Origin of the sequence: Arthrobacter humicola (genome assembly GCF_022803015.1) — a bacterium.
In the GTDB taxonomy this organism is placed as follows: domain Bacteria; phylum Actinomycetota; class Actinomycetes; order Actinomycetales; family Micrococcaceae; genus Arthrobacter; species Arthrobacter humicola_A.
The window spans coordinates 16,550-31,612 of sequence record NZ_JAFKON010000015.1; the positions used below are offsets into that span (position 1 = coordinate 16,550).

Below are 15,063 nucleotides of genomic sequence, written 5' to 3' on the forward strand. Positions count from 1 at the left end.
TTTGCAGACGGGGCCTGCGGCGCAGGGCAAAGTCGGCGCTCCGCAGTCACTACACAGGTAGGCGGGCACGTGCCCCATCGGCAGGTTGGCCTTCCGGTGTGAGTGCTCTCCGAAGCAGGCAGAACACCACCCGCGCTTCTCGTCGCTTGCGAGGTCGTGAGCCAGATCAGCGATCCACTCGGCGACCTTCTGGTGCCCTTCAGCTCGCTTCACAGCGTTCTTCTGCTGTTCCGGATCTGGCATGGTGACGGCTTCGTACCTGGCTAATGCGAAGGCCCACGCGTTTGTCACGAGGGCGCGGTTGTCACCGAGCCCACCATTCTCGAACTCGGGTACTTCGTCCGTGCTGCTGCCGGATAGTGTGAGCCTCTGACCCTCAGGCGGGACGACCTGACACTGAATGCGATTCCCGTCAAGGACGCGGAAGACAACCTGTGATTTCGACATACCAAAGATCCTCTCAGATTCGGATTGCCGCGGCCCTCAACAGTGAGGACGTGTTCAGCTCGCGCATAGAGACAGTCTCAGTCCTGCCTTGCAGGCCCATGACTGTGGCTTATCTCGGCCGCGCCCCCTGTGCCGCACCCAGCGGCGGGCTTGTCCTGCAGAAAGACCCATTCGATGGCACCAATTCCCGGAGGTACACCATGGAAGTGCCCGAAGCGTCCGACGCCGACAAGGCCCGCTTGCGGGCTGTGGTACCGGAGACTCCCGAGGTGGCCATCAAGCCGGTGTTCGGGAACCTCGGGGCGTTCGTAAACGGCAACGTGTTCGCCGGCCCGTTCGGCCCCACCATCGGCGTGAAGCTCTCCGCCGCGGACAAGGAGACGCTCGAGTGTTCCGAGCGCACCGTACCTTTCGGACCGGTCGAGCGCCCCATGGGCGGCTACACCGGACCACCGGATATCTGGAACGGCGAGGCGAAGGCGATGAGGTGCGCGCCAAGGCATGGGTTGCACGTGGCCAGCCTCCCGCCCAAGGCTCCCAAGAAGTAGCCATGCCCTCCCCCGGCGCAGGACCAGTCCGCGAGGTCGACACCCTGGTGATCGGTGCGGGGCAGGCCAGCCTGGCGACCAGCTACTGGCTGAGCCGGCACGGCGTCGGACATTAACTGCTGGAACGGCGGCCGGAACTGGGCGGCGCCTGGCAGGACCGCTGGGATTCGTTTTACCTGAACACCCCGAACTTTGCGTTCCTGCTGCCGGAGCTGAGCTACGACGGTCCCGAGCCAGACGCCTTCCTCCCCTGGGACGAGGTGATCGGGCTCTTCCGTGACTAAGCGGGACGGATCAATGCGCCGGTCCAGCTCGGCACGGAAGAGTCCCGGGCCGGAGTCAGCAATGGCCGCTTCACGGTCGAGACCAACCAGGGCCGCTGGCACGCGCGGAACGTGGACCTCGCGAACGGCGCATTCCAGCGTCCGCGGATTCCGGCGTCGGCCGCCAACCTCCCACTGCACATCCGCCAGTTGCACAGCCACGACTACCGCAACGCGCAGCAGCTTCCCGCCGGCGCTGTGCTGGTGGTGGGCACCGGCGGGCAGATCACCGAGGAGCTGCTCGACGCCAGCCGGGAGGTCCACCTTTCCGTCTCGACGTGCCCCGAGGCTCCGCGCCGGTACCGCGGCCAGGACGTTTTCTACTGGATCCTGGAGGTCAACCTCCACGGCCCCGAGTTCGGCATCAACGGCCTCCAGGCGGACCGGCTGCCCTCACCGGCCGCGCGTTTTATGTGCAACCCGCTGATCTCGGGCAACGGCGGCGGCCACAGCATCCACCTCCGCGACCTCGGCCGCCGCGGTGTCCGGCTGCACGGCCGGTTTGAGGGGACGGACGACGGCGGCCTCGTCTTCAGCGACGACCTCCCCGCACGCCTCGCCCTGGTGGAGGCGGGGTTCCGTGAGCGGCTGGGGCGGATGGCGGATGCCTACATCGCCGCGGCAGGCATCGACGCCCCACCCGCAGACCCCACACCCACGGACGACTGGCTGCCCGCAGAATCGGGGGCGCGCTTGGACATGGCCGCCGAGGGCGTCACCTCGGTCATCTGGTCCACCGGCTACGGCCTGGACTTCAGCTTCCTCGACCTGCCGGTGCTCGACGAGTGGAACTACCCTCAGCACAGCCGCGGCGTCACCGAGGTCCCGGGTCTCTACGCTGTGGGGCTGCCGTGGCTGACCAAACATCTGTCCGCGACGCTGTCCGTGGTGGGCGACGATGCGGAGTTCGTGGCCGGGCACATCGCAGGGCGGTGATCGGGCCGCCGTCGCTGCCGTTACAAGTAGTCTCCGGCCCGTTCGCGGGCGATTTCGAGCAGCGTGGAATGGAAGGCGACCTCTGCCGGGGCGTAAACCTTGTCCTGGCGCTGGGCCAGGAGCACCCGCCGCAGGGGCGCGGCGGAGCCGAGGCTGATGACCCGGACGTCCGGGTGCTGCAGGGCCACGGCCGTCTTCGGCACCATGGCCACACCCATCCCCACGCTCACCATCGCCTGCGCTTCCTGGTAGTCGTTGGCCAGGAAGCCGATGGTCGGCTCGAACCCGGCCTCGTGGGCCGAGCGCTGCAGCACTTCGACGACGGGGTGGGCCTCGGCCCGCACAATCCACGACTCCTTGCGGAGCTCTTCCATCCGGATCTCGTCGCGGTCGCCCAGCGGATGCGCGCGGGACACCAGCAGCACAGTGCTTTCCTGGAACACCTCCGTGATCCGGATGGAATCGTCCTGGAACCGGTTCCACGGGTATTCCCGCAACAGGCATAGCCCGGTCACCCCGGACTGCAGGTCGCTCACCAGGTCATCGAAGCGCGCGCTGCGCAGGGACAGGCCAATGGCCGGGTACCTCTTCTTGAACGCGCGGATGACCAGCGGCAGGAAGGACCCGGCGAGTGTGGGAAACGTGCCGACGGTGAGGGAGCCGCGCTTGAGGCCCGCCTTTAGCTGTGTATTGAAACTGTGCGGCCTGCTTTGCTTTCACTCGAGGGCGTGCCCGCTCCCACTGACGTAGCATCTCGCAAGAGTGGGGTCCAGCAACGCATTCACGAAACATCCTGCTCGACGCCGGCTCCACCGTGGGTGCCCGGCACACAGGAGCTGCGTGGGTTCGAGAAGCTGTCCGTGCAGCGGTGGGAACGCGCACAGCCCGCTCATAGATTTCGCGCGCAATTATTCTCCCACCATAAAAGTAGATACGATGCCACTTACTGTAAAGGCTTGATTCCAAGTCGGTTGCTTTTCCTCGAATAGGCGCCTATTGGTCAAAACGAAAAGTCCGCGCGTAACCAGCTCGACTAGCCTCGTCAACAGTGAGGCAGTGTCGCATCCGGCATCCGGCGCAGGCTTTTTTGTGCCTCCGGACAGCGGGAAGGAGCTGTCGTAATCACTTCCGCGACACGTTGGGGGCTGTTCTCATGTAGCAGAAGCTGCCCCTCCCGATGACGGACAGCCTAAACAGCCTGCCGTACGCCTAGACTAGACGAGCGGACTGCGTCAATTTGGCGATAGATGAGCTAGCTAGCCGCCGGATCAAGGTTTTACCCGAACAAAATAGATGAGACACGGACTGATGACATCGCTTGAACAATGTGAAATTGCCCTAGATGCGCACGCAGAACAACAGGAACTCCCCACCACACGAGGCTCGGTGGAGAGAATACCGCGCGACCAGAAGTCGATACTTGCTGGACTTGATAGTGAGTACAATCTCTTCGAAGACAGCTCGTTCGCGAACCTCGTTCATTCATCGCTAGACAGCGGCGAAAAGTTTCAGAGATGGTTTCGATACAGGGAGGGCTTTTCGCCCGAGTTGATCAATGGCGCGATCAAAAGTTTGGGTATAGAGACCACGTCGATCCTCGACCCCTTTTCAGGAGCAGGCTCAACTCTCGTTGCAGCACGCCAGGCAGACATCCCTTCCGTAGGCTTTGATGTCAATCCGATCGTGGCAATCATCGCGCGCGCGAAAACACACAATTACTCTGCGAAAGATGTCGCCGATATCCGAGCCACCCTCGATCGGTTCCAGTCGGCGAACGAACGGATGGATAAGGCTCCGCGACCGGGTTTGACCATCTTGGACAAGATCTTTAGGGAAGACGTACTTGATGCTCTGCTTACTGTTCGGCACATGATCGATGCTTACCCAAGCGGCAATGTGGCGGACTTTCTGATGGCCGGATGGCTCTCGGTTCTAGAGGGAGTATCTAACGTGTTCAAGGAAGGCAATGGTGTTAAGTACCGGAACCGAAAACGGACAAAACAGGGATACGTCACCATTCCATGGGCACAGGTCGCGGGGTTCGAAGATGACGGCTGGAAGCTGGTAAAGAAACGGTTGGCCGCTCAGTATGGGATGATGTTGGATGATATAGAAACCGACGTCGTCTTGGCATCCCCAGTCATTCGTGAAGAGTCATCAGTCTTGGGGATTGCAAGCGTTCCGGACAGCTCTATATCCCTAGCGATCTTCTCGCCCCCGTATTGCAACAATTTCAACTACATGAAGATCTTCAAAGTGGAACTATGGATGTCGGGCCTGATCGAGACATACGGCGATATCAGAAGAATTGGTGAACGCGCTTTACGTTCTCATGTTGAAATGCCAATCGATGTACCTGATTCGAGAACTCTGCCCTCGGAGTTGTATGAACTCATTGACTGCATCGATTTGTCCTTGCTCTGGAATAACAAAATCCCAAAAACAATCGTCGCCTACTTCCTCGACATGAAGATGCTATTGGAGGGCGTCTACCGGACGTTGACGCCTGGCGGCGAGTGCCATATCATCGTCGGGAATTCCGCGTACGGAGGAGTCATCATCCCTACCGATGTCATGCTCGCAAAGATCGCAGTGGAGTTGGGTTTCCAAGTTGATCGAGTCGCAGTGGCACGCCATTTGACAACAAGCTCACAACAGCGGCGGGCGATGGAGCCCCTTGTGCAGTATCTGCGTGAATCGATTGTCGTTTTGAGGAGGCCGTTAAATGTCTGATGCGGTAATCGACATCGACATGGTGGCGCCTGAGTCATCTACTTCTGACGGTTTCTATTGGCACCAATCGCGAGACAGCTCAATATCTAAAGTTGCTGTGCAGCTTTTCCAGATTGCCGCGAATCATGACGGCGAAGATTTTGATACCGCAAAGACGGCGATTGACAGCGAGTATGAAGTGCTGCGCGGGAGAGTTTCCGAACGGCACGGAGGTAAGTTCCAGACTGCGATTCAAGCCTACAGAGAAACTGGTTGGATCTCCGTAGATGATGGCAAGCTGCGTATTACACCTGCGGGGAAGCAGGCGTTGCTTCTCCTGGGGCAAACTCCGGACTTCCTGAAGGCTGTCCCTCAATTCCTGGTCGAGCTTTTGGCGCGATTTCAACTCAACAATCCCGCGCGTCCGCCAACTCGGGGTGCCGGCGGTGACCTCCGCACATCCAGCGATATTTTTCCCTATTGGACCATTTGGAAGATCATGCGCGAATGCGATGATCGAATCACTATCGAGGAACTGCAGCGTTTCGTTTTCCGCATCCACCGGCATGAGCAGATTGCGGAGAGCATCCGTTCGATTAAAGCATTCAGAATTGACTTGGCTGCCGGGAAAACCCCTGCCGAATTGGATAGCACATACTCGCCCCGACTTGAAGGGGCAAACGGCGAGCCCAAGTATTGGATGGCACGCGCGGGCATGCAAATTGGCAAAAATCCGGGACTCATCGAGAAGCCCACCAATAGTCACACCTATGAGTTCAACAAGTACTACCTGCCACTAATAGACGCTGTTCTGGCGAATGAGCCGGTCTTCCGAGATAACCTGTCAGCTCAGACATGGATGGCATACCTCGGCCAAAGCGTCGATCTTGACCCATCGTCCGGTGACGAGGGCGCCGAAGGTGGCGCTGAAGACGTAAAACCTCTCGACGTTCAAATTGGCGCCGATGACGTTCTTGCGCTCGAAGTAGAGCGTCTCGTAGCCTCGGGCTCGCGATCATTTTTGCTTACAGGTCCTCCCGGTACGAGCAAATCTTGGTATGCGCGTCAACTGGCAGCTCGGATCGTGAAGGGCGACTCGAATCGAGTACGCCTCGTTCAGTTCCACGCCTCATATGGATATGAAGACTTCATCGAAGGCTTCGTGCCAGAGGTCGTCGAGGGACAACAGCTTCCGTCGTTCGTGAGGAAATGGAAGGTCTTCGCGGAGGTATGTGACCTCGCGCGCGACGGGCATCTTGCCGTAATTATCATCGACGAATTTAGTCGCGGTGATGCCGGTCGTATTTTCGGCGAAGCGCTTACATACATGGAAACCGACTACCGGGATCAATCGTTTCGTCTCGCTTCCGGACGTGACTTTGTCGTGCCGGCAAACGTCATCATCATCGCGACGATGAATCCAAACGACCGCTCGGTCTCTGCCGTGGACGTAGCAATGCAGCGCCGGTTTGAGGTGATTCGCATGTTGCCTAACGACACCATTCTTGAGAGTCTACTCCAGCAAAATGATATGGCACCGGAACTGATTCAACGAGTGCTGGCGTTTTTCACCGTGTGCCAGGAAGTCATGCCGCATGGCGGATTGGGGCACGCGTACTTCGTTGGGGCGAAAGACAAACTCACGCTTAAGAGACTGTGGACATACAAATTAGAGCCGCTCTTTGCGCAGGAGCTTCAATTTGTCCCCGATGACCTTGCCAGAATCATTTCTGCTTACGGGATACTGATGGCGGAATGATGGTGGACGGCCGCGCCAACTTTCTAGACGTTGTAGAACGAGGAGAGGTGCTCGTCGAAAGCGATGAGCATATCCGGATTCTAATGGCCCTTGGATCAGAATTCGAAGAACGGCAGTTCTTTACTATCCGAGTTAAGCGCGGAAAGTACTTCCTTACTGCTGGCAAATACGTCGGTGTAATCCCCATCAGTCGGGGGCTAATACTGCGAGTTGCTCCGAAAGTGTCGACGTCACAGCTCATTCACATTTTGCGACTCGCTAAAGAGTCTCCGCTGTTGATTAACCTTTTGGAACGGTCGTATGCGCAGGGAGATGACTTATCACTCCTAGATCTACTAATTCACGCCTTGCATCGAGAGCTTGGCGTTCTTTTCCAGCTGGGGCCCATTCGAGAATATCGGAGCAGGACAGACACCTCCGAAAGTGTTCGAGGGCGTCCTCTATTCGAGCAAACAATTTCTAAACTTTGGCCGAAAGCAAGTTTCGATAGAGTAACCTTCGATGTGCATGAGTTCACACCTCAGAATTATCTAAATCAGGCCCTGGAGTACACCATCTGGCTAGTGAGGCGGACCTACCCGAGCATTGCCCCTAACCCCAGCCCCCATATTATGCGTGATTTTGCTGACGCTCATCAAATGTTCACGCCAGTCGCACCGGACAGAAGGCGCGCGTTCTTGCCGGCTCTCCGAAGTCATCTTCGCGAGCAGATCACGTTTGAGCCTTTTGCTTCTCTTCGTCCATTGCTCACTCTTTGTCGAATGATCCTGGACGGAATTGGCGTTGATTTGGAGAGCGATCCAACGGATGTTGTGAATCTCGTTCCTATGGTTGTCAACATGGAAGAGGTTTTTCAGAACCTGCTATTCCAGACCCTTTCAGACCGCGCGCCGTCATTTGCTGGCTTGCAGTGCTGGGACACTGCAAACCAGCACCAGCGGCCACTCCTGAAGCCTGGAACAAAAGTTCCCCCCGCCATGTTTCTGCCGAAGCCTTCAAGCCAACCAGCCAAGCCAGACCTCACGTTTGCGTTGAATTCAATTCCAGCGCTGATTGGCGACGCCAAATACAAGTCCGGCCAAGACATTCACGACGTCTACCAGGCAGTTTCCCACGCTGGAGCCTACGGCGCGCGTGATGTGCTACTTATTTATCCGTCGACAGGAGTCTCCGAGCCTATAAAGTTCGCCAGCCTTGGTCGGGTTGGCGAAATTGGAGTGTTTACTTGCAGTTTCCCACTTGATGCGGACGACTTAGGGAAAGAAGCCGACACGCTAGTACTTGCGATACTTGAGTTGATCGAGCAACGGACCGCGATGCCTACCGTTCAGTAGAAGCCACAAATAGTCTGCGAGGCTCATGCTCGCATTATTCAATCCAATTTTGCCTAATCGACTGCCCGCCGTGCCATAGTCCGAAACGGGCGAATAGCTAGTTCAGAGGTTTCCGGAATACGGCAACATCCTCGAACTGCCCCAGAAGAACTACACGGTCCGTGCCCACGGATTTGTTTACGGCCATCCGCTGCCAGTGCGATGTTCTATGTGTCACCTTACCGTTAGCTTCGTCAATCTTGCAGAGAATGGCCACCACGTGCTGATGAAGAAGGAAGCCCGTATCTTTGCATGCGGCAACGGTATCGCCATAGATATCGGTCAGTTCCCCAGATTTGCGGTCGCGCTGGTCCTTCGTCACAACTGCGAGGTAGCCTCCCGGTTTCAGCGCGTCGAACGCGCGCGCGTAGATGTTACGCATTGATGCCCGGAACGTGTTGCCCTTTTGATGCCCAATATTCGTTGTGTTTGCCGAATAGCCGTTGGATCTGGTCCCTGCGGCCGCCTGCTCCGTGGCATGATTCCAATTTGAGTATCGTCGGATTAGTTCGTCGGAAGCCGATCCACTTGCGATCTTCCTCCCGATACGTGCAAGTTCATCGCCTTGGTTGTGTATAGCGTCCTGATATGGAGGCGAGAAGGTGATGAGGTCTGCGCCTGAAATCCCAAAGTCATCCTGGGCATCGCCGGCGTGGATCGACCATTCACCAGTTGCACCCTGCGACTCCGCAAGTTCAAGGTTAGTTTGCTGAATGTTGAAGTAAGCGGATTCGATCTCCACGCCGACGTATCTCCGGCCCAGCCAGACAGCTTCAACTCCCGTAGTGCCGATTCCGCTCATCAGGTCGACGACTAAAGCGCTTTCCTTCGAATATGTTTGGATTATTCGCCGAGCGAGTTCGGGAAGCATCTTCGCGGGATGCCCGAAAGACTCAGGCGCGTAGCGGCCGCGACGCTGAGTAGGGCTAACTTGCTGCCCGACGAGCCAAACGTTCATATCCGGTACGACCCGAGCGTTTGCGGTCAAGGATACTTCCGCTTGGCCGATGCCAACCTCGGTTTTTGCCGAGAGTTCTTTTGTTTCTGGTGCCATTGAGGTGGACGTCCATCCAGGTGTTGTTGATTTGCGATTCTCAGGAAGATTCTTGGTAGACACGCTACGTTGTGAAACGACATGTCGCGCTGGGAAACCCGATTGTATTCGCCCCCAAATTTCAGGTTCCACCGCGACCCGGCCTACGATCCTGACTACGTAGTCTACCCGTTCAAGCTACGGTCAAGCCCAAAGGGGTCGATTGCGGGAGTGCCGCAGTGTCCTCTCGTGAACGCCCGCCGCGGAACCGCCTTACGGTGCCAATCAGGCGGAATTCGCATGCTCTGCGGTGGAACCAGCTGACGAACGAACTTTCGGTTCGGTCACTCCCCTCACCTCCATGGCAACCAGCCCGGTTCCGTCGATGTCGCCGGGACGAACGCGAATCGCGGAGCAGGGGTGGGCCTCGATCACCCACCGGCGGTTCCACCCCTTACCAGTTCCGCCGCGAGCAGCAAATGGCGGGCTCAACCGATGCCGCCGTCCTGCATACGGATCCGCTCAACTGTGGCATGTCACGGTATCCTCGTCGATGTGAATGACGCACTTTTCAATCTTGGCTCAGACGACGCACCGACTGTAAGTTCTGCTTCAGCAGAACTTCGCATTCGAGACGACCAGATACTCGCCATTCGGGAGGCATTCACAGCTGCCGGAATCGGCAGCCAAGAACGGCGCAAGGAAATCGCCCAAAGCTGCGTAGTCCGGCCGCTGACTTCGCTTCGCGAGTTAACCGCCGCCGAAGCTCATCGAGTGCTGAAGCGCATCCAGGAACAATTTGCAGCGAAACCGCGATCCAAAGGAGCGTCAGCCTGGGACCTCCGAGAGGAAGACACCTGGATTGACAAGCTCTAGCTCAAATCCAGGAATCCCCGAGGAGCAACAGATGCCCCTGTGAAATTCGCCGTTCTGCACCTCAGTGGGTACGGCCGGCCGCGAGACTCTAGCTATTCGATACTACTGGGTGATGAGATCATCCTTGAAGCTGACTCTCACGTGACTTTCACTTCGGTCCGCGGCGGGTTGCATGGCAGCGACTGCCCATCGACAGATATGTTTTGGGAAGAGATCTCTACCGCATGCGATCCCCCTCCACTAGGAGCCTTGTGCCTGGACAACCGGAAAACAGGTTCGACGTCGACGAAGCCGCCGAAGCCGCAGAGCGCGTCTTCCATCATGAACCCGGAAAACCTTTTCTCGATCCGAAAGAACCGAAAAACGAGACGGCTGCGGCTGCCGCCGTCGCCAGGCTCGGTCAGCTATTCGCGGACTTACCTGCCTCGATTCGCCAAGCACTGCGTGGCGCAGAAACCAATGCGGGTCATTTGAGCGATGACCGGCTGCAAGGGCTTGCTGAGCTAATCCAAAATGCTGACGACGTCGGCGCAACGCGGGTCACGTTCGCGGTTGAGTCAGGACCTACTGGGACCGCCATCCTGTGCAGTCACAATGGCAGTTCCTTGCGCCTTATGGATGTGATGGGACTCGCCACCCCCTGGTTGAGCCTGAAGTCCACTGATTCGAAGAGTCTTGGCCGTTTCGGGATCGGACTCATGACCTTGAGGTCACTTTCGGATTCCTTGGAGGTTTACTGCGGCCATTTCCATCTCTCCCTTGCGTCGCAACGACTGACGCCCTTGGACTCGCGGGGCTTCCCGGAAGGCACCGGCGGCGAGGGAACGACCGTATTCCGCATACCAATCAGGGGCGATGCCGTAAAGGAGGAGGAGATTGCCTCTTGGCTCGATTCCTGGGGCGACGCTGGGCTTATCTTCCTCAGCAGCGTGCGAACTGTGGAAGTTCTCGACCGCGATGGCGACCCCGTTTCAAGAGCGGCCGTTTCGCGAGAAGAACCAACGCAGCTCAACGTTCCCGGCGGAAGTATGTTGTCGCGCGTAGTGAGTGCCAGCGACGGGCGCCGATGGCTCGTCTTCTCACAGGACGCGCAGACACCGTTGCATCTGAGCCGTTCCCTGAAAGCTCAGGATGCTACGACACTGGTCTCGATTGCGTTCCCTGCCGGCCATCATGATCCGGGTCATATCCACGTCGGGCTCCCCGTGCGCCCAGTTGGACTTCCATTCCGTGTCTCAGCACAGTTTGATCCGCTCGCCAGTCGACGCGATGTGGCCGACAACGATTGGAACATCGGATTAATCTCGGCCGTCAGCCGGTTGTGGCTTGATGCCAGCCTGGACGTGTTTGAACACTTCCCTCAGTTGGGGTGGGCGACCATACCGCTCGTGGACGAGCTAGACAAGGACGTCCGAACTCACGGCAGAATACGCGAGGCCATCGACGGCCAGCTGATGACGGATGCGCGGACGACTCTCGCTAAGACCCTGAGATTTCACGTACCCAACCATGGTCAGGTCGGCATGGATGATTTGGCATTCGAACACCCCGACCTCACTTCCATCCTTCAGCCCGAAGACACCGCAAAACTGGCTGGGCGGCCGGCAGCACTTCCATTGAATGCCCGGGATTCGGAAGAGCTGTGGCGGACCGTAGTGAAGGATTTGGCCCAAGCCGGCGCTACGACGCCCGAAGAAGTGGAAGTCGCGGAAGCCGTCTCCTTGCTAGAAGATCTGGAGCGATCAATCGGCTTCATCAGCGACTTGACGGCATTAGCTATCAATCATGACCTTGGCTGGGACATTTACGACACTCCCTGCCTCGTCGTGAACGACGGATCCCGTGTAGCCCCGGCCTCCGTCACCGGGACAATCTCGCTCGTAGACGAGAACGCTGCGCCCCTTTGGCAAACCCTCCGGATGGGCGTTCGGCTGCATCCTGACTACACGTCTCGCCACAGCTGGGGGCGAGTCGAAGAGTGGCTCCTCGAGGAGGACCTTCTCCTCCGTGGAGCAACAGCCGAACAAGCACTAGCTCGGCTCGCCAGTGCCGGCCGAAATGATGTGGAGCTTACTGAGCCGCTAAGTGACCAACAGGCGGAAGGAATCCGTGCCGCGCTCGAAGCCGCAAGCGAGTCGGACCGCGCAACTTGGGGCCCTGGAATCGGTCAAGCTGTTCGATTTGAAGCCACCCAGTACGGCGCCTCGGGCCAGCGCATTTCAGTTTACGCCCGCCCATGCGATGCCTACATCGTCGAACGCGAAGCCGGAACATGGCACTCAGCGGCCGGCAAGACGCCGGGACTGACCTGGCTTCATCGCCGGTACGCCGCAGACCTGCGCGCTGAAACGGGCAGGTCTGGCATCGGAGCTCAGCGTCTGTTCCGCCTACTTGGGGCAGAGAGCGCTCCGCGGCTAGCGCCTCACCCGAAAGCATGGAAACGATTTAAGCACGCGAAGCCTGGCGTCTCGCGCGATCTCGCCGGCTTGCCGAATCGCGCGGAGTACCTCCGGCAGAAGGGCGCCACCTTCACCACTGACGATTATGTCTCAGCCGACTTGGACGCGGTTCTCCGAAGTATCACAGGAGAGAAGAGCCGGGCCGAGCGCAACCGCCGTGCCAACGCGGTCCTATCAACCTTGGCCAAGGCTTGGGACAGACTTGGCCCGTACGCTGAAGTTCCCGCTGTCCTGGACTACAGCACCTGGCAGGAACGTGGCCAGGTTTCCGCTTGCTGGCTGTTCAGTGCGGCCGCGATAGCCTGGCTTTCCGACGCTAACGGTTCGGCCGCGCCACCTCTTTCCCTAAAACGCCGCAGCCCCGGAAACCTGGCTCTACACGGGTCAGACCCGGCCAATTACCTCCACTCGTCACATGATGATTCCGCGTGGCATCGCGTCCTTGAATCCCTCGGGATCCACGGGGACCCAAGATCAAGCGAACTGACACGCGGGCTGGAAGATGTGCGTGCAGTGCACTCCAATGATCCCGCCGCCGCGCAAGACGCCGCGGCTCCCCTGTACCAGGCCCTGGCCCAGCAGATCCCAGCCGCGACACTCACAGACAGGTTTATGGGTGACCTTTCGCGCAGTGAAGCAATAGCCTCGTTTGGTAGGGACCAGGGTCTGATCGCCACGAATCACGGTTGGCTCCGTCCCAGCTCCGTCCTCAGCGGACCACCTATATTCGGGGACTATCGAGCCTTTGTGCCAGCAGTGTCCGGCACGGACCGCCTCTGGCGTCTCTTAGGCGTCAGGGCACCTTCGTTCGACGATACGCGCGACGTCATCCGCGAACTCGCGAAGGACGAGACGCTCGATTCCGCACAACATTTGGTCATGCTCGAGTCGCTGAGACTCATGTCCAAAAGCGTAGAGAGCGGGTCCAGCCTCCGGAGGAAAAATCTGAGCCGGACTCCGGTCTGGACGGGTCATGAATGGACCACGCGACGGCCGGTTTTTGCCGTAGCAAACCGCCAGCTCGCGGAAGCCATGGAAATGACCGCCACGATCTGGAAACCAGGCGGCGATATAAGGCAATTTGATGCATTGGTGGAGCCTCTCGCTCTGACGAGGCTTGATGAGAACAACGTGCGCATTGTGGGAGGGGGGCAAGCCGTTCCCAATGACTGGGCAGCCGAAGTCTTTGCACGAGCAGTGCGTAACCTCCAAGCTGATCTCTCCATGAACGACCCCGGTGCGGAGCGGGCCCTCGCCCTACCTTGGGATGAACTCGTCAGTTACGAGGTCCGGGTGCTCCCGGGGCTCCGCCTCGAGGTGACCCATCCCCAACTCGACGGGCGACCATCCATCCACGTGGGCGCCTGGATCGACCAATCAGAAAAGGCTTTGTATTTGGAAGACACCTCGGAGGCTGGTCGAGCTTCCACGGGGGGCAATGCCATTGCGTCGCTGTTTCGTATTGAGGCCCGTCGGGTCGCTCAAGCATGGATGGCGGCTTGGTCCGATGGAGAAGCCGGATACCGGGCCGAGGTCGTCACCCTCGCTTCCCGACGCGCTGCCGACGAGGCCTCTAAACGCGACGCTGCGAATGAGAATCGGCTACATGACCTAAGGCTTCAGGCAAACGCAAAACGAGGACGTAGTCAGGGCGCCGCACCCAAAGCCCAAAAACCTGGCATGACGCTAAGTGAGGTTCCTGCCGCGCCTCCACGGCTTGCCCGAACCCTAGTGGACCCCAGCACTCTAACGATCCGCAACCCGAACGGGACAATGCAAGACCGCCAACAATTGCTCGAAACGAACACTGTCCAACAGGCAGGGGGCGTCTCGGCGTTGCGAATACCCGATAGGAGCAACCCGAAGAAGTTGTCGGCCGGTCGCGGTCCGGTTAACTACACCCCTGAAGAACGAGAATCGGTGGGTCTAGCGCTGGTCCGACATGTGCTCGGTGGCGAGGAAGCCGGAATTGTAGATATTAGGAACCAACACAATGTTGGCGCCGATGCGATCGATGATCTGCAGCGGTTTTTCGAGTTGAAGGTTTACCAAGGCGCGATACCCAACGTCGTCCGGCTTACGAACTCCGAAGTTCAGCGGGCCTTGAATACCGAGGACTTCTTCTTGGTGCTGGTAGGACATGTGGAGCAAGGAACGGATAAACCTGAAGTGCGCATCCTGACGGACCCCCTGACTCAACTTTCCGTCGAACCGACGGGAACCATTCATCTCAGCGGCGTCTACAACGCGCCGGCCTTGGTTTACTCGTTTGGCACACAGGAGCCGCCCACTGGCGAAGAGCGAGCCCCCGACCCGGGGGCCGTCAGCTGAGGAGTGCCGCTTGACTGCCCTGCGAGTCCTGGCGGCTTAGACAGCTTGCCCGCAGTCTGGAAGAACGACACCAAACTGCCCACGCGAGTTGTGGCAGCTGGTGAATACACCAGCAACTCTGTAATGCTTCGGACGCCGCCGGCACTGATCGGGTTGGAGGCTCTGAGTCCCGACTTTGCCTTTGCCTCGCACACGTGAATAGGATGCTTCAGGCGTCTGACGGTCCGCCGGGGGTCGGAGGACGGCATCGGAGATCTGGCCGTCAA

At 58.7% G+C, this 15,063-nt stretch carries 8 protein-coding genes and 1 pseudogene; 7 read left to right on the forward strand and 2 right to left on the reverse strand.

What is annotated here, in order from left to right:
• Window positions 1-647: 647 nt before the first annotated feature.
• Together ARTB_RS19790 and ARTB_RS19795 are read left to right on the forward strand one after the other, a co-directional pair.
• The gene (locus ARTB_RS19790) at window positions 648-995 is read left to right on the forward strand and encodes a hypothetical protein (protein WP_243182025.1); all 348 of its coding nucleotides are present in this window, start codon (window positions 648-650) and stop codon (window positions 993-995) included.
• Window positions 996-1,390: 395 nt separating this feature from the next.
• A complete protein-coding gene (locus tag ARTB_RS19795; RefSeq protein WP_308197259.1) occupies window positions 1,391-2,254 on the forward strand; it encodes a hypothetical protein in 864 nt (287 codons plus the stop codon).
• Window positions 2,255-2,274: 20 nt separating this feature from the next.
• Here the strand turns inward: ARTB_RS19795 and ARTB_RS19800 are convergent.
• Window positions 2,275-2,931 (reverse strand): annotated as a pseudogene (locus ARTB_RS19800) (LysR substrate-binding domain-containing protein); the annotation flags it as partial.
• Between the two features lie 631 nt (window positions 2,932-3,562).
• On the opposite strand from ARTB_RS19800, the gene ARTB_RS19805 reads away from it, so the two are divergent.
• The 3 genes from ARTB_RS19805 to ARTB_RS19815 are packed head-to-tail and all read left to right on the forward strand — an operon-like array spanning window position 3,563 to window position 8,059.
• Window positions 3,563-4,987 (forward strand): site-specific DNA-methyltransferase, encoded by a 1,425-nt coding sequence (locus ARTB_RS19805; RefSeq protein ID WP_243182026.1) that lies wholly within the window; start codon window positions 3,563-3,565, stop codon window positions 4,985-4,987.
• Window positions 4,980-6,725, forward strand: a complete 1,746-nt coding sequence (locus ARTB_RS19810) for an McrB family protein (protein ID WP_243182027.1) — start codon at window positions 4,980-4,982, stop codon at window positions 6,723-6,725. Before ARTB_RS19805 ends, ARTB_RS19810 begins: the two co-directional genes overlap by 8 nt.
• Window positions 6,722-8,059, forward strand: coding sequence for an McrC family protein (locus ARTB_RS19815; protein WP_243182028.1), 1,338 nt, complete (start codon window positions 6,722-6,724; stop codon window positions 8,057-8,059). The genes ARTB_RS19810 and ARTB_RS19815 overlap by 4 nt, the downstream gene beginning before the upstream one ends.
• Window positions 8,060-8,156: 97 nt before the next feature.
• Here the strand turns inward: ARTB_RS19815 and ARTB_RS19820 are convergent, their stop codons facing one another.
• A complete protein-coding gene (locus ARTB_RS19820) occupies window positions 8,157-9,215 on the reverse strand; it encodes a class I SAM-dependent methyltransferase (protein WP_243182029.1) in 1,059 nt (352 codons plus the stop codon).
• A gap of 471 nt (window positions 9,216-9,686) precedes the next feature.
• Between ARTB_RS19820 and ARTB_RS19825 the strand changes: the two genes are divergently transcribed.
• Window positions 9,687-10,007, forward strand: coding sequence for a hypothetical protein (locus tag ARTB_RS19825; protein ID WP_243182030.1), 321 nt, complete (start codon window positions 9,687-9,689; stop codon window positions 10,005-10,007).
• Between the two features lie 203 nt (window positions 10,008-10,210).
• Window positions 10,211-14,797 (forward strand): ATP-binding protein, encoded by a 4,587-nt coding sequence (locus tag ARTB_RS19830; protein ID WP_243182031.1) that lies wholly within the window; start codon window positions 10,211-10,213, stop codon window positions 14,795-14,797.
• The last annotated feature ends 266 nt before the right edge of the window (window positions 14,798-15,063 follow it).